Source organism: Streptomyces californicus (assembly GCF_000717645.1).
GTDB classification, from domain to species: domain Bacteria; phylum Actinomycetota; class Actinomycetes; order Streptomycetales; family Streptomycetaceae; genus Streptomyces; species Streptomyces californicus.
In genome coordinates, this window is the sequence record NZ_JNZZ01000042.1 from 49,943 (window position 1) to 70,999 (window position 21,057).

At 71.0% G+C, this 21,057-nt stretch carries 18 protein-coding genes and 1 riboswitch; of the genes, 5 read left to right on the plus strand and 13 right to left on the minus strand.

Annotated features, from left to right (window positions below; genetic code table 11):
* Positions 1-50 precede the first annotated feature (50 nt).
* Complete coding sequence (locus tag IF19_RS0132805) at positions 51-872, plus strand: PhzF family phenazine biosynthesis protein (protein ID WP_030119292.1); 822 nt, start codon at positions 51-53, stop codon at positions 870-872.
* Positions 873-910: 38 nt separating this feature from the next.
* Here IF19_RS0132805 and IF19_RS0132810 read toward each other — a convergent pair whose 3' ends face one another.
* Entirely contained in the window at positions 911-1,690 is a 780-nt protein-coding gene (locus IF19_RS0132810) for a CPBP family intramembrane glutamic endopeptidase (RefSeq protein ID WP_030119291.1), read from the minus strand.
* A 182-nt stretch (positions 1,691-1,872) separates the two neighbouring features.
* On the opposite strand from IF19_RS0132810, the gene IF19_RS0132815 reads away from it, so the two are divergent.
* The gene (locus IF19_RS0132815; RefSeq protein ID WP_169749629.1) at positions 1,873-3,666 is read left to right on the plus strand and encodes a substrate-binding domain-containing protein; all 1,794 of its coding nucleotides are present in this window, start codon (positions 1,873-1,875) and stop codon (positions 3,664-3,666) included.
* Positions 3,667-3,984: 318 nt separating this feature from the next.
* Here the strand turns inward: IF19_RS0132815 and IF19_RS0132820 are convergent, their stop codons facing one another.
* On the minus strand, positions 3,985-5,490 hold the full coding sequence (locus IF19_RS0132820; RefSeq protein WP_030199300.1) for a glutamate-cysteine ligase family protein: 1,506 nt from the start codon (positions 5,488-5,490) through the stop codon (positions 3,985-3,987).
* 487 nt (positions 5,491-5,977) lie between these two features.
* Here IF19_RS0132820 and IF19_RS0132825 point away from each other — a divergent pair, with 487 nt between their 5' ends.
* Positions 5,978-6,562, plus strand: coding sequence for a hypothetical protein (locus IF19_RS0132825; protein WP_030119288.1), 585 nt, complete (start codon positions 5,978-5,980; stop codon positions 6,560-6,562).
* Between the two features lie 329 nt (positions 6,563-6,891).
* Complete coding sequence (locus tag IF19_RS0132830) at positions 6,892-7,095, plus strand: DUF5999 family protein (protein ID WP_030119287.1); 204 nt, start codon at positions 6,892-6,894, stop codon at positions 7,093-7,095.
* 106 nt (positions 7,096-7,201) lie between these two features.
* Here the strand turns inward: IF19_RS0132830 and gcvP are convergent, their stop codons facing one another.
* On the minus strand, positions 7,202-10,087 hold the full coding sequence (gcvP, locus tag IF19_RS0132835) for an aminomethyl-transferring glycine dehydrogenase (RefSeq protein ID WP_030121577.1): 2,886 nt from the start codon (positions 10,085-10,087) through the stop codon (positions 7,202-7,204).
* 193 nt (positions 10,088-10,280) lie between these two features.
* A riboswitch (glycine riboswitch) is annotated at positions 10,281-10,377 on the minus strand.
* Between the two features lie 132 nt (positions 10,378-10,509).
* On the opposite strand from gcvP, the gene IF19_RS0132840 reads away from it, so the two are divergent.
* A complete protein-coding gene (locus IF19_RS0132840; RefSeq protein WP_030119284.1) occupies positions 10,510-10,881 on the plus strand; it encodes a PRC-barrel domain-containing protein in 372 nt (123 codons plus the stop codon).
* On the opposite strand, the gene IF19_RS0132845 is transcribed toward IF19_RS0132840, so the two are convergent.
* From IF19_RS0132845 to clsA, 10 genes are all read right to left on the minus strand, one after another.
* Positions 10,803-12,263 (minus strand): DNA polymerase IV, encoded by a 1,461-nt coding sequence (locus IF19_RS0132845; protein ID WP_030119283.1) that lies wholly within the window; start codon positions 12,261-12,263, stop codon positions 10,803-10,805. The two genes, IF19_RS0132840 and IF19_RS0132845, sit on opposite strands and share 79 nt — an antisense overlap.
* A gap of 147 nt (positions 12,264-12,410) precedes the next feature.
* Complete coding sequence (locus tag IF19_RS0132850; protein ID WP_030119282.1) at positions 12,411-13,037, minus strand: MerR family transcriptional regulator; 627 nt, start codon at positions 13,035-13,037, stop codon at positions 12,411-12,413.
* A gap of 169 nt (positions 13,038-13,206) precedes the next feature.
* Positions 13,207-13,680, minus strand: coding sequence for a bifunctional nuclease family protein (locus IF19_RS0132855; protein ID WP_030119281.1), 474 nt, complete (start codon positions 13,678-13,680; stop codon positions 13,207-13,209).
* Between the two features lie 53 nt (positions 13,681-13,733).
* The gene (gene ftsR / locus IF19_RS0132860; RefSeq protein WP_030119280.1) at positions 13,734-14,477 is read right to left on the minus strand and encodes a transcriptional regulator FtsR; all 744 of its coding nucleotides are present in this window, start codon (positions 14,475-14,477) and stop codon (positions 13,734-13,736) included.
* Positions 14,478-14,518: 41 nt separating this feature from the next.
* Entirely contained in the window at positions 14,519-15,298 is a 780-nt protein-coding gene (locus tag IF19_RS0132865; RefSeq protein ID WP_078581028.1) for an FHA domain-containing protein, read from the minus strand.
* Positions 15,299-15,488: 190 nt separating this feature from the next.
* On the minus strand, positions 15,489-16,298 hold the full coding sequence (locus tag IF19_RS0132870) for a DUF881 domain-containing protein (RefSeq protein ID WP_030119278.1): 810 nt from the start codon (positions 16,296-16,298) through the stop codon (positions 15,489-15,491).
* A 5-nt stretch (positions 16,299-16,303) separates the two neighbouring features.
* Entirely contained in the window at positions 16,304-16,636 is a 333-nt protein-coding gene (locus tag IF19_RS0132875) for a small basic family protein (RefSeq protein WP_003970459.1), read from the minus strand.
* Positions 16,633-17,547 carry a DUF881 domain-containing protein gene (locus tag IF19_RS0132880; protein WP_032747144.1) on the minus strand — a complete coding sequence of 305 codons (915 nt, stop codon included), beginning with the start codon at positions 17,545-17,547 and terminating at the stop codon, positions 16,633-16,635. Before IF19_RS0132880 ends, IF19_RS0132875 begins: the two co-directional genes overlap by 4 nt.
* A 97-nt stretch (positions 17,548-17,644) precedes the next feature.
* A complete protein-coding gene (locus IF19_RS0132885; RefSeq protein ID WP_030119275.1) occupies positions 17,645-20,140 on the minus strand; it encodes a mannose-1-phosphate guanyltransferase in 2,496 nt (831 codons plus the stop codon).
* A gap of 108 nt (positions 20,141-20,248) precedes the next feature.
* Complete coding sequence (clsA, locus tag IF19_RS0132890) at positions 20,249-20,857, minus strand: cardiolipin synthase ClsA (protein WP_030119274.1); 609 nt, start codon at positions 20,855-20,857, stop codon at positions 20,249-20,251.
* Positions 20,858-21,057 lie beyond the last annotated feature (200 nt).

The following is a 21,057-nucleotide window of genomic DNA, read 5'->3' on the forward strand; positions in this document are numbered from 1 at the left end:
CCCGGAATTGGCCTTGGTCCGTCTGCGCGCCGCCGCTCTACGGTCGCCCCATGAGGATTCGTATCGTCGACGCGTTCACCGACCGACCCTTCTCCGGCAACCCCGCCGGTGTGCTCCTGCTGGAGAGCGACGGGTTCCCGCCCGCCGAACGCCTCCAGGAGATCGCCGCCGAGGTCAACCTCTCCGAGACGGCCTTCGCCCACCCCCTGCCGCCCGGCGGCGCAGCCGACTGGGCGCTGCGCTGGTTCACCCCGGTCGTCGAGGTGGACATGTGCGGCCATGCCACGCTCGCCACCGCCCACGTCCTGCGCACCACCGGGCGCGCCACGGGGCCTGTCCGCTTCGCCGCCCGCTGCGGCGTCCTGACCGCGACGGCGGGCCCGGACGGCGGCCTCACGCTGGACTTCCCCACCTCCCCGCTGACCGAGGAGCCGGTGCCGTACGGTCTCGCGGACGCCCTCGGCGCGGACCCCGTCTCGGTGCACGACACCGGCGAGCACATCGGCGACCTGCTCGTCGAGCTGCGCGACGAGGCGACCGTACGGGGGCTCGCCCCGGACTGCGCGGCGCTGGTGGCCCACTCCCGGCGCGGGGTCATCGCCACCGCGGCCGCCGCGGACCCCGCCCGGGGCTACGACTACGTCTCGCGCTGCTTCTTCCCGGGCGTCGGCATCGACGAGGACCCGGTCACCGGCAGCGCCCACACCGCGCTGGCCCCCTTCTGGTCGGCCCGCCTCGGCCGCGACGACCTCACCGGCCTCCAGGCATCCGCCCGCTCGGGCCTGGTCCGTACCGGTTTGCGCGGAGAGCGCACCCTGCTGACCGGTACGGCGGTCACGGTGATCGACGGCGAACTGCTCACCGCGCTCTGACGGCGTCCGACGCCGGGGCCGGCCCCGATCCGCCGTGCTCAGGGCGTCGGCAGCCAGTCGACCCGGCCCGCCAGCAGCGCGTATCCGACGAACGCCCCGATGTCCAGGAGCGCGTGCGCGACGACGAGCGGGCCCACCCGGCCCCAGCGCCGGTAGAGCAGCACGAAGACGACGCCCATCACCACGTTGCCGATGAAGCCGCCGATCCCCTGGTACAGGTGGTACGACCCGCGCAGTACCGAACTGGCCACCAGGGCGGCCATCGGCGTCCAGCCCAACTGCCCGAGCCTTCGCAGCAGATACCCGACGACGATGACCTCCTCCACCACGGAGTTCTGGACCGCCGAGAGGATCAGTACGGGGAACTTCCACCACACCTCGGGCAGGGACTCGGGCACGACCGTCAGGTTGAACCCGGTGGCGCGGGCCACCAGATAGAAGGCGAGACCCGCGCTGCCGATACCGGCCGCGACGATGGTTCCGCGGCCCAGGTCGGACCAGGGCCTCACCCGGTCGAAACCGATCGCCCGCATGCTCGCGCCTTCGCGGATCAGCAGGTGCGCCACCAGGGCCACCGGCACCAGAGCCGTTGCGATCCCGAACATTTGCCATGCGAGATCCAGCCAGGGGCGGCCCGGCGCGTAGGAACCGTTGAGCGTCGCCGCCTGGTCCTTCAGGCCGCCCGGTTTCGTCAGGGATCCGACGAAACTGATGAGGGCGGAGACTCCGCTGGCGCCCAGCGAGAGCGCCAGGACCAGCACCGCCTCGGACCGCAAGATCCTTCGCGACAAGGCCACTTGGGGAAAAGAATCAGCCACACGCCCGGACTCCACCTGTACACCTGCCTTTTGTTCTGCAATCGCGTCTCATCCCACCGACCGTCCCGCTAGGGTCTCGAATACAGGTACGAAGATCATGCGTGACAGGCCGGGGGACGACCACCATCGCTGATGGTCGGGTCCCCTCTTTCGTTGTTTCATCCTCTGGGGGAACCACCGACATGGGACGTCATAGCTTGCCCGACAGCCACGCGGCGGAAGGACGGCGGGACCACCCGCGCCCCGGGCGCCGGCGGCGTACGGTCGTGATCGCCACCCTGCTCGTCCTCTCCGTGGCGACGGGCACGGCCGTCGCGGCCAAGGGCGGCCTGTGGTCGTTCTCCGAGTCCTGCGAGGACTCCGCCGTGCACCTGTCCGTGGTCGCCTCCCCCGACATCGCGCCCGCCGTACGGTCCGTGGCCGAGCGGGCCCGCGCGGACGAGGTCAGGGCCGACGGCCGCTGCCTGGAGGTGGAGGTCCTGGCCCGCGACGCGCACAAGGTGGCCGCCGCCCTCGCCGCCGGGGACGCCCAACCCGACTTCCAGGTCTGGCTGCCCGACTCCGAACTGTGGCTGGAGCGGGCCAAGGGGCTGGGCGAGGGCATCCCCGTCTCCCCGTCGGACTCGGTGGCCTCCTCGCCGGTGGCCGTGGGCATGGTGCCGTCCGCCTCGCAGGCGCTCGGCTGGCCCCGCACGACGTACACCTGGGCCGAACTGGTGGCCGGGACGCTCGGTTCGGACCGGGTGCGCCTCGGGTCGGCGGACCCGGCGCGCAGCGCGACCGGGCTGCTGGCCCTCGCCGGCATCGGCGCCTCGTCCGCACGCCAGGGCGGGGACAGCGACACCCGGGTGGCGGAGACCGCGAAGGTGCTCGCCGAGCGGATGTCGGACGGGGACGCCCAAGTGCTGGAGACGCTGGCGCGCAGCGACTCCGGGGCCGAGCAGGGCAACCCGAAGCGCAACCAGGCGGTCCTGATCTCCGAGCAGGCCGCGTTCACGCACAACGCGGAGGCCACCGGCGGGGGCAGGCTGGACCTCTTCTACCCCGAGGACGGGACACCGCTGCTGGACTACCCGTACACGCTGGTGAACGAGCCGGAGCTGAGCATTCCGGAGTCCCGTGCGGCCCTGCGGTTCATGAACCTGCTGAGCGACGAGAAGGCCGCGGCCACCTTCGCCGAGCACGGGTTCCGCGCCGGTGACGGAAGCGCGGCGGACTCCCTCGTCGCCGCGGCCGGCGGCAGGAAGCCCCAGCCCTACGCCGAGCCGCCCGCCGAGGCGCCGTCGGCCGAGGAGCTCCAGGAGACCCTGGGGATGTGGACCATAACCGTGCAGAGCGCCCGGCTGACCACAGTGGTCGACGCCTCCGGCTCCATGGCGACGCTCGTGCCGGGCCGGGGCCAGTCCCGGATGGACGTCACCAAGGAGTCGCTGATCCAGGCGCTGGACCAGTTCACCCCGAACGACGAGATCGGGCTGTGGGAGTTCGCCACCACGCTGGACGGCGAGAAGGACTACCGGCGGCTCATGCCGACGCGGCGGCTCGGCGACCCGGCGGCGGGCGGCGGGACCCACCGGCAGAAACTCACCGCCGCGTTCGCGGGACTGCAGCCGGTTCCGGGCGGGGCGACCGGGCTGTACGACACCGTGCTGGCCTCGTACCAGGAGGCCAGCTCGACGTACGTCAAGGGGAAGTTCAACGCTCTGGTGGTCCTCACGGACGGCTCCAACCAGGACGAGGACGGCATCTCGCGGAGCGCGCTGGTCGCGAGGCTGAAGGAACTCGTCGATCCGGAGCGCCCCGTCCCGGTCATCGCCATCGCGGTCGGCCCGGAGGCGGACCGCGACGAGGTCGCCGAGATCGCCCGGGTGACCGGCGGCGACGGTTACGAGGTGAGCGACCCGGCGGAGATTCAGGGGGTGATCCTGCAAGCCATCATGACGGCGGGCCAGAACGGCCGCGCCGGCCAGGAGTGACCGCGCGCCGGGCCGGCCGCGCCCCCCGGGCGCCGACCCCCGGGCCGCTGTACCGACCGCCTCCTGGCGCGGCGGCCCTCGGCGCAGCGGCCCCGGCGCGGCGGCCCTCGACCCGGGAGCTCGCCGCGGCGGAGCAGCACCCCTGCGCGGTACAGCACGGAGCGGCGGGCGGACGGGCCCGGAACCCTGACCCGCCGCCCACCACATCACCCCCGGGCGCGCCGAGAGGCCCGTCGGGCTCCGGACCGCCACGACGACACGCCTACCGGCCTCGGCACCGGGACGGCCCACGCACCGGCCCCGGCGCGCCTCCCGGCCTCAGGGCGCCGGAAAACCCACCGGCCACGTGTGCACCGGCTCCCCCGCGTGCATCAGCTCGGCGTAGCGGCGGGTGGTGGCCGCGAGCGCCGCCTCCCGCCGAAGGCCGGCCTCCAGGGCCCGGTTGTACGTGGCCACCTGCCAGGAGGCCCCGTTGACCCGCCGCCTGCACCGCTCCTCGATCACCCCGAGGTAGCGGTCGCGGTCGGCTGGCTCGATGTGCCAGGCGTCCAGCCCGGCGGCGGCCAGCGGCAGCAGTTCCTCCAGCACCAGCCGCACGGCGGGGATCTTCGTCAGTCCGCCGGAGCGCCCGGAGCGGGGCCAGAGCATCTCGGCCTCGATGCCGTGCCGGCACGCCTCGGTGAAGTTCTCCTCGGCGGCCTCGAACGGCAGCCGGCTCCACACCGGGCGGGACTCCTCCGCGAGCGCCCGGACGAGACCGTAGTAGAACGCGGCGTTGGCGATCACGTCGGTGACCGTGGGCCCGGCGGGCAGGACGCGGTTCTCCACCCGCAGATGGGGAACGCCGTCGGCGATCCCGTACACCGGGCGGTTCCAGCGGTAGACCGTGCCGTTGTGCAGGACCAGCTCGGCCAGCTCCGGCACCCCGCCCTCGTCCAGCACCTTCAGCGGGTCCTCGTCGTCGCAGATCGGCAGCAGCGGCGGGAAGTAGCGCAGGTTCTCCTCGAACAGCTCGTGCGCGGAGGAGATCCAGCGCTCCCCGAACCACGTCCTCGGCCGCACGCCCTGGTTCGCCAGCTCCGGCGGGCGCACGTCGGTGGCCTGCTGGAACAGGGGCGGCCTGGACTCCCGCCACAGCTCCTTGCCGAAGAGGAACGGGGCGTTGGCGCCCAGCGCGATCTGGACGCCGGTGATCGCCTGGGCGGCGTTCCACACGTCGGCGAACCGGTCCGGCGTCACCTGGAGATGGAGCTGCACCGACGTGCAGGCCGCCTCCGGGGCGATCGACGGCGAGGTGCAGACCAGCCGCTCGACGCCTTCGATGTCGAGGAGGAAATCCTCCCCCCGGGCAGCCGCCATTTGATCGTTGAGCAAGGTGTAGCGGTCGACGTCCGAGAGATTCGCTGACACCACGTCGTGCTCCCCCAGGGTGGGGAGGATTCCGATCATCACGATCCCCGCGTCCACCTCCCCCGCTTTGCGGTGCGCATAGGCGAGACCGGTGCGCAACTCCTCCGAGAGCTGATCGAATACCCGGCCGCCGAGGCGGTGCGGAACGATATTGACTTCGAGGTTGAACATGCCCAGTTCGGTCTGGAAATCCCGGCTGGCGATGCGCTGGAGCACTTGCTGGTTCATCATCCGGGGCATCCCGTCGGAACCCGCCAGATTCAGCTCTATCTCCAGCCCCATCAGGTTCCGCGGACGGTCAAACCTCCGCTCCGCGAGGAGTCTGCCCAGTCCCTCCAGGCACTGGTTGAGCTTGGCGCGGTATGCCTGTCGATCGGACAGGTCAACGGCTCCCGCCACGACCTTCTCCCCCATCTAGGGGTCCCTCCTCCAGTGGCGGCCCGCGGGCCAGGCCGCTCGCATCACGATCGATAATGCCCAGTGGGAGTGATCCGTAACGTCCCCACGGGCCTCCGATACCCGATAGTCTGGGAGAAGGAGACCGGAGGCACATTCACCGGGCATGCGGCACGCGGCATTTTCCGCCGGAGCATGCACACGAATAAAAGCGGCGAGTTTCGGCCTACCGCACTGCCGGAAGAATGCCAGGTCGCAGCCGGTGACCGGTTGCCAAATCACCAGGAATAACGCGTCGCGAAGACCGGATGGCGCCTTGCGCGACATATCCCCGACTGCTAGCGGAAACACTGCGTGAACAAGTGTCATATAAACTCCGCTCAACGAGGCAGAGAGCTGCTACGGCTCGCCCGTCACCGGACTGTTCCGGCCCTTCCGCATGCCGACAATGTCGTCCGCACCCGCCCAAGCGTCACCGTGTCTCCGAAGTGAGAGGCGACCCACCATGCCGCTGCATGTCCTCCCGGCCCCCGCGCCCGCCCTGCGCAGCGTTCTCGCGGCCCTCGGTTCTCCCACGGCCGTCCGCGAGGCCCGCACATCCGCTCTCCGGTCCGTCCAGGGACCGCTGAGCCCCGAACTCCCGCTCCCCGTACACGTGCTGGGCCGGGCCTCCACCGACGGGACGGCGCCGCTGACGCATCTCGCGGCCTGGCGCTTCCTGATCCGGAGCGAGGGCCGCCCGGTCGCCGCGGCGGACACGGTGCTCACCCCCGACGGCTGGACGTTCTCGCACTTCTTCGAGGGCCCCTATCTCGCCTCCACCGAGCTGGCCGTCCGGCAGGCGGAGACCTCCGCCGCTCCCTGGCAGGCGCGGTTGCTGTCCATCCCGGAGCTGTACATGATCGCCCTCTGGCTGCACGGCGACACCGAGGCCGACCCCGCGGGCGGTGTGCTCGCGCCGACGGACGTCCTGGTGCCGCTGGCGCCGGCCCCGCCGGGCATCGCCGCCCACCGCCCGCACCGGGTCGCCGACCTGCTGCCGGTCATCTCGATGCGCGTGTCCCCCGGACCGCTGCTCAGCTCGGCCTGACCCCGCCCGCGGCGTCGACACGCCCCCGCCGCGCCCGTGCCGCTCGCCCCGCACCCCGGGGCGGTGGCGCGGGCGCTGCGGGGGCGCTGTGCTCCCCACTCGGACTAGCCCCTTCCGGCCACCCCGAACCACCCGAAGGGACAGTGCAGTTGCGGTGAACCGTCCGCGCGGGTGATGCGTCAAGGGAGGAGTACGGGTGCTGCGGCGAAATCCCTGCGGATTCTTCCCCGTAGGGCAACACTGGGACCGGACCGACTGATACGGGGGCGGCCATGAACACCTCATCCAGCCGCAGGACATTCGACTCGACGCAGCGAAAGAACGCATCCATGTGCCAGCACCAGCCACCCTGCCCCACCGCTGACTCACCCGACCGGGAGGCCGCCCGTCTGACGGCCCACCACCCCGAACAGGGCTGGAGCCTCCTGTGCAACGGCGTCCTGCTCTTCGAGGACACCGGCGAGCTGCTGCCCGACGGGCAGATCATCGCCCCGCACCGGCCGCTGGCGGGCCGCGTGGTACGGGCCGCCTGACCGGGGCCGTACGGACGAGGGGCCGGCCCGGAGAGAACTCCGCACCGGCCCCGACGCTTGCCCGGCGCGCGCCGCGCTCACGGCGCACGCCTCACGACAGGCTCGCTCAGGCGTCGTACGCGTCCAGCGGCGGGCAGGAGCAGACCAGGTTGCGGTCGCCGAAGGCCCCGTCGATCCGGCGGACCGGCGGCCAGTACTTGTCGGCGGCGGACACTCCGGCCGGGAAGACGGCCTCCTCGCGGCTGTAGCCGTGCTCCCAGTCGCCGCCGAGCGCGGCGGCGGTGTGCGGGGCGTTGGCGAGCGGGTTGTCGTCCGCGCTCCACTCCCCCGACGCGACCTTCTCGATCTCGGCGCGGATCGCGATCATGGTGTCGCAGAACCGGTCGAGCTCCGCGAGGTCCTCGCTCTCCGTGGGCTCGATCATCAGCGTGCCGGCCACCGGGAACGACATGGTCGGCGAGTGGAAGCCGTAGTCGATCAGGCGCTTGGCCACATCGTCGATGGAGACGCCGGTCGCCTTCGAGATCGGGCGCAGGTCCACGATGCACTCGTGCGCGACCAACCCGGCCGGGCCGGTGTAGAGGATCGGGTAGTGCGGCTCCAGCCGCTTGGCGATGTAGTTCGCGGCCAGCACCGCGACCTGCGTGGCCCGCTTGAGGCCCTCGCCGCCCATCAGCCGGACGTACGCCCACGAGATCGGCAGGATGCCCGCCGAGCCCCACGGGGCGGCCGAGATCGGGCCCACACCGGTCTCCGGGCCCGCGGCGGGCTGGAGCGGGTGGTTGGGGAGGTACGGGGCGAGGTGTGCGCGGACGCCGACCGGGCCGACGCCGGGGCCGCCGCCGCCGTGCGGGATGCAGAAGGTCTTGTGCAGGTTCAGGTGCGAGACGTCGCCGCCGAACTTGCCCGGCTTGGCCAGCCCGACCAGCGCGTTGAGGTTGGCGCCGTCGACGTACACCTGGCCGCCGGCGTCGTGGACCTCGCCGCAGATGTCGGCGACGTGCTCCTCGAACACCCCGTGCGTGGAGGGGTAGGTGATCATGAGCACGGCCAGCTCGTCGCGGTACTGCTCGATCTTGGCGCGCAGGTCCGCGACGTCGACCTCGCCGTCGTCGGCGGTCTTCACCACGACGACCTTCATGCCCGCCATCACGGCGCTGGCGGCGTTGGTGCCGTGCGCGGAGGAGGGGATCAGGCAGACGGTGCGCTGGTCGTCGCCGTTGGCCCGGTGGTACGCGCGGACGGCCAGCAGCCCCGCGAACTCGCCCTGGGAGCCGGCGTTGGGCTGGATGGACACCGCGTCGTAGCCGGTGACCTCCGCCAGGCGCTCCTCCAGCTCACGGATGAGGGTGAGGAAGCCCTGTGCCTGCTCGGCCGGCGCGAAGGGGTGCAGCGCGCCGAACTCGGGCCAGGTGATCGACTCCATCTCGGCGGTCGCGTTCAGCTTCATGGTGCAGGAGCCGAGCGGGATCATGCCGCGGTCCAGCGCGTAGTCGCGGTCGGCGAGCTTGCGGAGGTAGCGCAGCATCGCGGTCTCGGAGCGGTGCTGGTGGAAGACCGGGTGGGCCAGGAACTCGTCCGTGCGCAGCAGCGCCTCGGGCAGGGCGTCCGCGACCGCGGCGTCCAACGCCTCGATGTCGCCCTCGGCGCCGAACGCGGCCCAGACGGCGGAGATCTGCGCGCGGGCGGTGGTCTCGTCGCAGGCGACGGAGACGTGGTCGGCGTCGACGAGGCGGAGGTTGACCCCGCGCTCGCGGGCGTCGGCGACGATGCCGGCGGCCTTGCCGGGCACGCGGACGGTGAGGGTGTCGAAGAACGCGTCGTGCACGATCTCGGCGCCGGCGGTGCGCAGTCCGTCGGCGAGGATCGCGGCGTAGCGGTGGGTGCGCCGGGCGATCGTCCGCAGCCCGTCGGGCCCGTGGTAGACCGCGTACATCCCGGCCATGACGGCGAGGAGCACCTGTGCGGTGCAGATGTTGCTGGTGGCCTTCTCGCGGCGGATGTGCTGCTCGCGGGTCTGGAGCGCCAGGCGGTACGCCTTGTCGCCGTCGGCGTCGACGGAGACGCCGACGAGGCGGCCGGGCAGGGAGCGGGCGAACTTCTCGCGGACGGCCATGAAGCCGGCGTGCGGGCCGCCGAAGCCCATCGGCACGCCGAAGCGCTGGGTGGTGCCGACCGCGATGTCGGCGCCGAGCGCGCCGGGCGAGGTGAGGAGGGTGAGGGCCAGCAGGTCGGCGGCGACGGTGACGATCGCGCCGAGCTCGTGGGCCTGCTCGATGACGGGCTCGATGGCGCGCACCGCGCCGGAGGCGCCCGGGTACTGGAGCAGGACGCCGAAGACGCCGCGCTCGGCGATCTCGGCCGGGATGCCGTCGCTCAGGTCGGCGACGACGACCTCGACTCCGGTCGGCTCGGCGCGGGTCTCGATGACCGCGACGGTCTGGGGCAGGGTGTCGGCGTCGACCAGGAAGACACCCTTCTTCACCTTGCCGACGCGCCGGGCGAGGGCCATCGCCTCGGCGGCGGCGGTGCCCTCGTCGAGCAGGGAGGCGCCGGAGGTGGGCAGCCCGGTCAGCTCGGCGACCATCGTCTGGAAGTTCAGCAGGGCCTCCAGACGGCCCTGGGAGATCTCCGGCTGGTACGGCGTGTAGGCCGTATACCACGCGGGGTTCTCCATGACGTTGCGCAGGATGACGGGCGGCGTGAAGGTGCCGTAGTAGCCGAGGCCGATCATCGGGGCCAGCACCGTGTTGCGGTCGGCCAGCGAGCGCAGCTCGGCCAGGACCTCCGCCTCGGTGCGCGCCGACGGGAGGTTCAGGGCCTCCGCGCTCTTGATCACGTCGGGCACCGCGGCGGCGGTCAGCTCGTCGAGGGAGCCGTAGCCGACCTGGGCGAGCATCTTCGCCTGGGCCTCGGCGTCCGGCCCTATGTGGCGCTGCTCGAACGGAATGCCCTGCTCCAGCTGGGAGAGCGGAGTGCGACGGGGGGTCATGATGGAGGCCTCCTGGTCTGCCACGACCTGCGAGGGGCACCGCGGCGCGGGTGCCCGGACGGCCTCCCCCTCTGTCATCTCAACCTGAGAGCTTCACCGGCCCGCCCGGAGGCACGCCGGCTTTCACCGTCGGTGAGGGTCGGGTCCGTCCGGGCCTGAGCCCGCACGCATCCGCCCTGCTTTCCAGAGTGACCTCGTCCGTGCGGTACGGGGGCCTGAGAGATTCCGGGGAGGATTTGCTCCTTCGGCGCCTCCGGATTCCGCACCGGAGGCTCTCCCGCACGGGGTCAGCAGCCACTGCCAGCCTACCAGCGGCCCCCGAACCGGAGCTCTCGAGTGGCCGACCTCGCGGATCTGCACTTCTGTGGTGCTGGTGGGGCATCGCGGACCACCGTGAGCAGCCGCGACCAGTGGGAGGCACCGTGCAGACCGATATCGATCCGCGTCGCCTGATCGGCCGCAAGGCCTTCGATCGCAAGGGCGCCAAGATCGGAACGGTGGATGAGGTCTATCTCGACGACGCGACGGGCGTACCCGAATGGGCGGCCGTGCGCACCGGACTGTTCAGCAGGGACGCCTTCGTCCCGCTGGAGCCCAGCGAATTCGAAGGGGACGCGCTGCGCGTCCCCTTCGACCGGGCGTTGATCAAGGGCGCGCCGGACTTCGGCGTCGGGCGGCACCTCTCCCCCGAGCAGGAGTTGCAGCTCTACCGCCACTACGGGCTGGACAACCCGCCCGCGGCCGGGTCCGGCCCGGACCGGGACTTCGGCAGGCTGGCGGGCCAGGAGGAGTAGTCGGGCGGTTCGCGGACGAGCGGCAACGGGTCGGCGGGGAGCAGCCGCGGATCGTCGACGCGGAAGGTCAGCACCCGGCCGGGGGCGCTCCACGGCTGCTCGAACCGGACGGTGACCCGCCCGACGCCGCTGCCCTGCACCCAGCCGTGTCCGTGCGCCTCGTGGTGGACGTCGTGCCCGGCGGGCCAGCGCCGGGCGGCGAGCGGCTCGGAGGGCTCCTCCGGCTCGGGCTCCGGCTCGCTCTCCCGTCCGCCGTCCCCCCCGGCCGGTTCCCGCTCCTCCACGGCCCGGCGGGCGAGCTCCCGGGCGTCGGCGGCCTGGGCGAACAGGTCCTCCTGGGTGAAGTCGGCGAGCCCCGTGACACCGACCCCCAGAAGCCGTACGCCGCCCGTGGTGTCCACGGACTCCAGCAGCCGCCCGGCCGCCTCGCGCACCACCGTGGGGTCGTCCGTGGGCCCTCTGAGGGTCTCGGAGCGGGTCAGCGTGGAGAAGTCGTAGCGCCGCACCTTCAGCACCACCGTGCGGCCCGACCGGTCGGCGGCCCGCAGCCGCTCCACGCACCGGACGGCGAGCCGCTCCACCTCGGCCCGTACCCGCACCCGGTCGTGCAGGTCCACGTCGAAGGTATCCTCCACCGATACGGACTTGGCGTCCCGCTCGGCGACCACGGGCCGGTCGTCGAGGCCCAGCGCCATCCGGTGGAGCCCGTGGCCGTGGGCCTTGCCGACCAGTCGTACGAGCTCCGCCTCTCCGGCCTCCGCCAGGTCGTGGACGGTGGTCATGCCGGCGCGCCGGAGATGGTCGCCGGTGGCCGGCCCGACCCCCGGCAGCACGCGGACCGACAGGGGGGCCAGCAGATCCCGTTCGGTGCCGGGCTCGATGAGGACGAGGCCGTCCGGCTTGGCCTGCTCCGAGGCGATCTTGGCGAGCATCTTGGAGCCCGCGAGTCCGACGGAGCCGCTGAGACCCGTCACCGCGTGGATGGCCGCCCGCAGCCCCTCCCCCGTCGCGCGGGCCGAGGCCGCGTCGTCCGCCGTCCCCCCGGCCTCCAGGTCCACGAACGCCTCGTCCAGGCTCAACGGTTCCACCAGGGGCGACAGCCGTCCCAGCAGGCCCATCACCTGCTCGCTCACCGTGCGGTACAGGGAGAAGCGGGGCACCAGATACGCCGCGTTGGGCGCGAGCCGCCGGGCCTGCGCGGTGGGCATCGCCGAGTGCACCCCGAGCCGCCGGGCCTCGTACGAGGCGGTGGCGACCACGCCCCGGGGTCCGAGGCCGCCCACCACGACCGCCTTGCCGCGCAGACTCGGTTTAGCCGCCTGCTCCGCCGACGCGTAGAAGGCGTCCATGTCCAGGTGGAGGATGGTGGGCGCGGGTCTCACACCGTCGATGCTGCCCTACGGCACTGACAACGGGACGGTCCGGCGCCCCGTGGGGTGCCGGACCGTCCCGTCTCCGTACCGCTGTCGCGTGCTCCGTACCGCTGTCGCCCCGTGCTCGGCGTCCCGGCCTCGGACCGCGCGGCCCGCTCAGACCGCGCGGTTGCGCCGCCGGGCCAGTTCGTCCGCGGGGTTGTGGCCGACCAGGGTCTCGCCGGTGTCGACGCGCTCACCGTGCAACTGCGAGAGCGCCGCGTCCACGTCGCGCCAGACGACGCCGACGGCGATCCCGAAGACGCCCTGGCCGCCCTGGAGGAGACTGACGACCTCGTCGGGGGACGAGCACTCGTAGACCGTGGCCCCGTCGCTCATCAGCGTCATGCGCTCCAGGTCCTGGAAACCCCGGGCCCGCAGATGCTGGACCGTGGTGCGGATGTTCTGCAGCGCGACCCCGGTGTTTAGGAACCGCTTGACGATCTTGAGGAGGACCACGTCCCGGAAGCTGTAGAGACGCTGGGTCCCCGACCCGTAGGCCGGACGCACGCTGGGCTCCACCAGTCCCGTACGGGCCCAGTAGTCCAACTGGCGGTACGTGATCCCCGCCGCCGCGCACGCCGTGGGTCCGCGGTAGCCGATGTCGTCGCCACCGCTCGCCGCAGACCTGCCGCCCCCTGCCACCGGCGCCGGCTGAACCGGCTGCCTGATGGCGTGGTCGGCTCCACTGCCGTGCTGCGTGTACGGCCCGCCCGCCGCCGTACCGTCGCCGCTGCTTCTCACGCCGACCTCCGTCCTTGACCTGCCCACTCGAAGGTAGGCAGTCACTCGGGGTGCGTCAACGATCGCCACACTCGGCACGCCGAGTGATAATCACCCTGAGGGTGGTTTCCCGTGTCTCACCAACGGGAAAGGCTTGCCGGATGCGCTGACGACACCCTTGCCGGGACGGTCACTGGCTGTTCGTACCGAAGTCCTCCGGAGAGATCTGGTCGAGGAATTCGCGGAATTTCTCCACCTCGTCCTCCTGCTCGTCGGGGATCGCGATGCCCGCGTCGTCCAGCACGCCGTCACTGCCGTAGATCGGCGTTCCGGTCCGCAGGGCGAGCGCTATGGCGTCGGAGGGCCTGGCGCTCACCTCGACTCCGCCGGCGAAGACGAGCTCCGCGTAGAAGACCCCTTCGCGAAGGTCCGTGATGCGGACCTCGGTGAGCTCCTGGCCCAGGGCCTCGAGCACATCCTTGAACAGGTCATGGGTCAGCGGCCGGGGAGGCGCCATGCCCTGCTGGGCGAAGGCGATCGCGGTCGCCTCCCCCGGACCGATCCAAATGGGGAGGTACCGGTCGCCTCCCACTTCACGCAGGAGAACGATCGGTTGGTTGGAGGGCATTTCCACCCGGACACCGACAACGTCAAGCTCGTTCACACAGCAACCCTAGGACGTGCTCGCCATGTTTGGGTAGTCGGGATCCGCCGAGGTCAGTGCAGACGGCTGCGCAGAGCGCTCTGCACGAGGGCCGCGTGCAGCCTCACGGACAGCTCGGCAAGCTCGTTCGCGGTGGCTTCCGCATGGGCCCTGGTCTGCGGATTGCGGTGCCGCCGCAGGGGCGCGACCAGCTGCTCCACGAGCCCCGCCTCACGGTCGGCGGAGGCCCGCATGGCGCGAAGATGACGCGGCTCCAGACCGAATCGCCCCAGGTCCGCCACCAGCTTGGCGACGGTCACCATATCGGTGTCGTAGCCCCCGTCCGGGGACGGGACGATGAGCCCGTAGGACTCCCACTCGGCCAGCCGGTCCTCGTCGACCTCGGCGGCCGCCAAGAGTTCGGCCCGCCCGATCCGGGCGGCGGTCGCCGCTCCGGTGTCGGCGTCCCACACCCCGTCGGACAGATCCCGCCGTTCGCCGGGCGAGGGGAGAACGGGCCGCTCGCCCCGGGCCAGCGCGTCCAGGTGCTCCCGGATGACCTTCAGCGGAAGGTAGTGGTCCCGCTGCATACGGAGCACCTGCGCCAGGCGCTCCACATCACCCGGAGTGAACTTCCGGTATCCGGAAGGGGTGCGCTGCGGCTCGACGAGCCCCTCGGCCTCCAGGAACCGGATCTTGGAGATGGTGACTTCGGGAAACTCCTCGCGCAGCTGGATGAGCACCGTTCCGATGCTCATCGGGCGCGCTTCCGCGGAGGCGGTGCCGTTTCCGGCACCGCCTGTCGGTGTTCGCAGCATGGGCCTTCCTCCGGGTCCCCCCGGACCAGGTCCGGGGCTGGTCACACGCCCCGCGGGCTCGCATAGAAGACCAGCCGGTACTTTCCGATCTGGACTTCGTCGCCGTTGGACAGCGGGACCGAATCGATGCGCTCGCGGTTGACGTAGGTGCCGTTGAGGCTGCCGACATCACCCACGGTGAAGCTACCGTCCGGGTTCCTGCGGAACTCCACATGACGCCGCGACACGGTCACGTCGTCGAGAAAGATGTCGCTCTGCGGGTGACGGCCGGCCGTGGTGAGGTCGCTGTCGAGCAGAAAGCGGCTGCCGGAGTTCGGACCGCGGCGCACGACCAGCAGCGCCGAACCGGCCGGCAGGGCGTCGACCGCGGCCTGGGCCTCCGGAGAGAGCGACGGCGCGGCGGTCTGGCCCGTCGCCTCCGCCTCGTACGCCTCAAGACCCGAGATGGAGATCGTGGACGTCGTCTCCGAGGGGCGCTCGGGAACGCCACCCCTCAGCGGAGCGCCGCAGTTCGAGCAGAACTTGCTGCCCGCCGCGTTGCGGTGGCCGCACCTCGTACAGACCGGCATCGACGCGCCCTCCGGGGTGAACCCTCCACCGGCGCTGGCGGCCGATGGTGCGCCGAAACCTATGCCTCCGGCACCGGCCGGGTCAACGGACGACACGCCGTCACCCCCCGGGGCTCCGGACACCTCGTCACGGAAGAGCGGGCGCTCCGCTTCCTGCTCCTCGGCCTGGCCGTGGCGCGGAGCGCGGTGGCGGGCAGCACTGTTGCTGTCCTCGCGTGCACTCTTCCCGAACAACTTCGCAAACAACTTCACGGGCGATTCCCCTTGACCGACATAGACCCGCCCGTGGGGCAGGACGAACCATGATTGAACACACCTGCCGACCCGGACATCTTCACAACGTCCGTATCCACCCGACAGTTTCCACCACGCACCACCAATCCGGTGCGCCGACCCCCCGCAACCGTCCGACCCGGTCCCCCGACCCTCCCGCTCGCCCGGATCACGGCGTTGACGACCGAGCGTAGTCAGGCCGCTGCGCCGGTCGCAAGGCGTCAACGACGATGTCGTCGGACTGTTCCACCAGTACGGTGGCCTGCTCCTTCTCCAGCGTCTGGACGACACCGCCGGGGATGTTGAGCGCGGGCTCCAGATCCTGCGGCTTGCCGATGACCGAGAACTCGTACGGCGCCTCGATCTTCTTCCCGTCCACCTGTACGTCACCGGCGTCCCCGGAGAAATACGTATTGGCCACCACACGCACCCCGTTGACCTCGATGGCCTCAGCACCCGCAGCGCGGAGCTCCTGGAGGGCGTCGAGCAGCATGTCCGGGGCGACCGCGCCCGAGGGGTCGGTGATCGTCAGCGTGATGCCGGGGCCCTCCGCGGCCACCGTGCCCGCGAGGATGCCGAGCTGACGCTCCTTCTCCAGCGTCTGCTTCCGGGCCTCCTCGGCCTGGTCCGAGCTGTTCTCCAGCTCGGCGCGCTGGTCCTCCAGGCGCTGCTTCTCGTCCTCCAGGCGCTGCGTCCGGTCGTCGACCTCGTCGAGGATGCGGACCAGGTCCTCCTGCCGGGCGCCGCGCAGAGCGCTGTCGTCGCTGGTCGACCGCACCTGGATGGCCAGCCCCAGACCAAGCCCGAACAGCAGCACGGCGACGATGAGTTGGGCCCGGCTCAGCCGCGGCGGCCACAGCCCCGCCTTGAGCCGCTGCCGTCCGGTCACCTCTTGGGCGGGCGGCTGCGGGGGTCCGTCGGGGGCGGCATGCGCGCCGCCGTCGGGCTGTTCGCTGCGGGGGTTCTGGTCGTTGTTCATCGGCCTCAAGCCCGGAAGACGTGCCGGCGGATGGCGGCGGCGTTGGAGAAGATCCGGATGCCGAGCACGACCACCACACCCGTGGAGAGCTGGGCGCCGACGCCCAGCTTGTCGCCGAGGAAGACGATCAGCGCGGCCACCACGACGTTGGAGAGGAACGAGACCACGAAGACCTTGTCCACGAAGATGCCGTCGAGCATGGCCCGCAGACCTCCGAAGACGGCGTCGAGCGCGGCGACCACCGCGATCGGCAGGTAGGGCTCGACCACCGCCGGTACCTCGGGCCGGACCAACAGTCCGACCACGACTCCCACGACGAGGCCCAGTACGGCGATCACGATGTGCCCTTCCCTGTGTCTGCCGCACCGCTGTCGGCGGCCTTCGGCTCTGCTGTACGGACGATCAGGCTCGGGGCGGCCGGAAGCCGTACCTTCGCCTGTTCGGAGATGCTGGTGCGAATGTCGAAGCTCTCCTTGAGCGCCTGGAGGTACTGGCCGTCGGCACTGTCCCCGAAGACGGTCGCGAGCTTCTTGCCGTCCCCCACCGCGAACACCGTGTACGGCGGCACGAGCGGCCTGTTGTCGACCAGTATGGCGTCTCCGGCGGCCCGGATGGCCGACAGCGCGGTCAGCCTTTGCCCGTTGATGGCGATGGCCTCGGCCCCGGATTCCCACAGGCCGTTGACGACCCGCTGCATGTCCCGGTCGCGTACCCGTCCGGTGTCGGCGAAGCCCGAGGAATCGCGTGGTCCGCCCCCGCCCTGGTCGGTGTCCTTCGCGTCGTCGACCACCAGCTTCACACCGGGTCCTTCGACGGGCGTCGCGCCGGACAGCAGGGCCACGAGCTGGCCCTGGTCGCCCCCGTGCCGCTCCAGGGCCTTGCGCTGACGTTCGCTCACGTCGGAGCGGAGTGCGTCGACATCGGACTCCAGAGTGTCGGCGGCCTCCGTCTCCGCGTCGATGCGGTCGATCAGCTCCTCGCGCTCCTTGGCGACGACGGGCGCGGAGATCCGTGCCTCGGCCGCGCCGAGCGTGACCACGAGGGCGGCCACCACCAGCCCGGCGGCCAGGCCGAGCTTCGACCTGAGCGTACGGGGCAGCCCCGCGCTCCCGTCGGCCCTGCGCCGGGCCGACGCCTCCGCGTAGCCGTCGTCGAGGCTGTGGTCCATCACGTTGTTCAGCAGTGACATGGACGCGTCGGGGCGTGCGGGCGGCGAGGGGGTGCTCCGATCGGGGGACGGCTGCGACATGCCGCACATCGTCGCACGTCATCATGGCTGCCGCCGAATGGCCCCACCGGTGCGCCGCGGCCTCCGGTGCGGAAGGCCGCGGCGCACCGGTCGGGGGTCAGTCGCCGGCGCTCTCCACCACGGCCGCCCACTCGTCGAGCAGGGCCTGTGCCGAGGCGTCGTCCGGGCCTTCCGCCCACAGATGGGTCACGGCTTCCGCCCGGTCAGGGAGGACCATGACCCAACGGCCGTCCGCCTCGACCACGCGGACCCCGTCCGTGGTGTCGACGCTGCGGTCACCGGCCGCCTCGACGACCCGCCGCATGACGAGCCCCTTGACCGCCCAGGGCGTCGCCAGGTCGCGACGCAGGACGTGGGCGCGCGGGATACGGGCGTCGATCTGGCTCAGGGTGAGCTGGGTGCGCGCGACGAGGCCGATGAGCCGGACGAAGGCCGCGGTCCCGTCGAAGACGCTGCTGAATTCGGGAACGATGAACCCGCCGCGCCCGTCTCCTCCGAAGATGGTGTCCTCTTCACGGCCCACCCGGGTCAGATCGTCGGGCGAGGTGGTCGTCCACTCCACCTGGGTTCCGTGGTAGGCCGCCACCTGCTCGGCGACCCGTGTGGTGGTCACGGGCAGGGCGACACGTCCGCTGCGCCGCTCGGCGGCCACGAGATCGAGGAGGACCAGCAGCGCCCGGTCGTCCTCGATGATCCTGCCCAGCTCGTCGACGAGGGAGAGCCGCTCACCGACGGGGTCGAACCGCACCCCGAAGGCCGCCCGCGCGGAGGAGACGATCTCCCCGAGCCGGACCAGGCCGGCCCTGCGGGCCTCGGCGGTCTCGGTGGGCCGTGACTCGTCGAGCCCCGGGTTGATCGTCAGCGCGTCCACGCCGAGCCGGCCGAGCAGGCTGGGCAAGACGAGTCCGGCGCTTCCGTTGGACGCGTCGACCACGACCTTCAGCCCGGATTCGGCGATGCCCTCGACGTCGACGTTGCGCAGGAGGGACCCGGTGTACGAGTCGAACACGCTGGACGGGAAGTGCAGGTCCCCGATCTCCCCGGGGAAGGCCCTGCGGTATTCCTGGCGTGCGTAGACCCGGTCGAGCTTGCGCTGCTGCGCCTGCGAGAGGTCCGATCCGCGCTCGTCGATGAACATGATGTCGACCGAGTCGGGCACCCCGGGCGACGTGCGGATCATGATGCCGCCGGCGCTGCCCCGCGCGGTCTGCTGGCGTGCCACGGGCAGCGGTACGTTCTCCAGGTCCCGTACGTCGATGGCACTGGCCTGAAGAGCGGAGATGACGGCCCGCTTGAGGGCGCGCGCGCCTCGGGAGTGGTCACGTGCGGTGGTGACCGTGGAGCCCTTCTTGAGGGTCGTGGCGTAGGCGCCGGCCAGCCGTACGGCCAGCTCGGGGGTGATCTCGACGTTGAGGATGCCGGAGACCCCGCGCGCGCCGAAGAGGTGTGCCTGCCCGCGTGACTCCCAGATGACCGAGGTGTTGACGAACGCACCGGCCTCGATGGTCTTGAACGGGTAGACGCGGACGTTGCCCTGGATGATCGACTCCTCGCCGACCAGGCATTCGTCACCGATGACGGCGCCGTCCTCGATGCGGGCCGCACGCATGATGTCGGTGTTCTTGCCGACGACGCAGCCCCGCAGGTTGCTGTGCTGCCCGATGTAGACGTTGTCGTGGACCACGGCCTTGTGGAGGAAGGCCCCGGACTTCACGACCACGTTCGACCCGACCACGGTGTGCTCGCGGATCTCGACACCCGCCTCGACCTTGGCGTAGTCACCGATGTACAGCGGGCCGCGGAGCACGGCGTCGGGGTGGACCTCCGCCCCTTCGGCGACCCAGACGCCGGGCGAGATCTCGAAGCCGTCGAGTTCGACGTCGACCTTGCGCTCCAGGACGTCTGCCTGGGCCTTCACATAGCTCTCGTGGGTGCCCACGTCCTCCCAGTAGCCCTCGGCGATGTAGCCGTAGATGGGCTTGCCCTCCTTCATCAGCTGAGGGAAGACGTCACCGGACCAGTCGACCGAGGTGTCGGCCTGGACGTAGTCGAAGACCTCGGGCTCCATGACGTAGATGCCCGTGTTCACGGTGTCCGAGAAGACCTGGCCCCAGGTCGGCTTCTCCAGGAACCGCTCGACCTGGCCGCTCTCGTCCACGATCGTGATCCCGAATTCCAGCGGATTGGGGACCCTGGTGAGGCAGACCGTGACGAGGCCGCCCTTTTCCTTGTGGAACGCGATGAGGTCGGTGAGGTCGAAGTCGGTGAGCGCGTCACCGGAAATGACGAGGAACGTGTCGTCCTTCAACGCCTCTTCGGCGTTCTTCACGCTGCCCGCGGTGCCGAGTGGCTTCTCCTCGTTGGCATAGGTGAGCTCCATTCCGAGCTCCTCGCCGTCCCCGAAGTAATTCTTGACGAGGGAGGCGAGGAACTGGACGGTCACTACTGTTTCGCTGAGCCCATGCCGTTTGAGCAGCCTCAGCACGTGCTCCATGATGGGCCGGTTGGCCACGGGCAGGAGCGGCTTGGGCATGCTCGAAGTCATGGGGCGAAGGCGTGTGCCTTCGCCACCAGCCATCACGACGGCCTTCATGTCGGAAACGTCCTCCTCGAAGAGACGACGGTCAGCCGACTTCGCCCGTCGGGCGTCAGTGACATCTGCCGCGGGCCGGCCACACTGCGCGGCACCGCATCAACGAGTTCAATCGGCTACTGCATCCGCCTTCACGAGCCGGCGGACCTGGACCACATACAAGATTCCTGCCCACCAATACAGGGTTGTACCCCATCCTGCGAACGCCCATCCGAAAACGGCGGCCAGTGTGGCCAGCCAACCACTCCCGTCGCTGAGCAGCAACAAGGGGAAGGCGTACATCAGGTTGAAGGTTGCAGCTTTTCCGAGGAAGTTCACCTGCGGCGGCGGATAGCCGTGGCGGCGCAGGATGCCCACCATCACGAGAAGCATGAGTTCCCGGGCGAGGAGGAGCGCGGTGACCCAGAGGGGCAGAATCTCGCGCCAGGTGAGGCCGACCAGGGTGGAAAGGATGTAGAGGCGGTCGGCCGCCGGGTCCAGGAGCCGGCCGAGGCTGCTGATCTGGTTCCACTTGCGGGCGAGCTTGCCGTCGAGGTAGTCGCTGATGCCGCTGAGCATCAGTACCAGCAGCGCCCAGTTGTCGCTGTTGGGCCCGCCGAACACGGGGCGAAGAATCAGCCACAGGAAGAGCGGTACCCCGACAAGGCGAGCCATGCTGAGGATGTTGGGGATGGTGAGGACCCGGTCCGTTTGGACCCGAGTCTCCTGGACCTCCACCCGGGGGCCTCCTGTGAAGAACGTGCCAATGATGCCCCCTGACCCTACCCTCAGCTTCCGCCGTCGAGCGCACGGGGGTGGAGGGGACAGCTCGACGAGCCGGCGGTGAACGCAGAAAAGCCCCGTGCCACAAGGCACGGGGCTTTCCCGGAAAAATTGTTCGGCGGCGTCCTACTCTCCCACAGGGTCCCCCCTGCAGT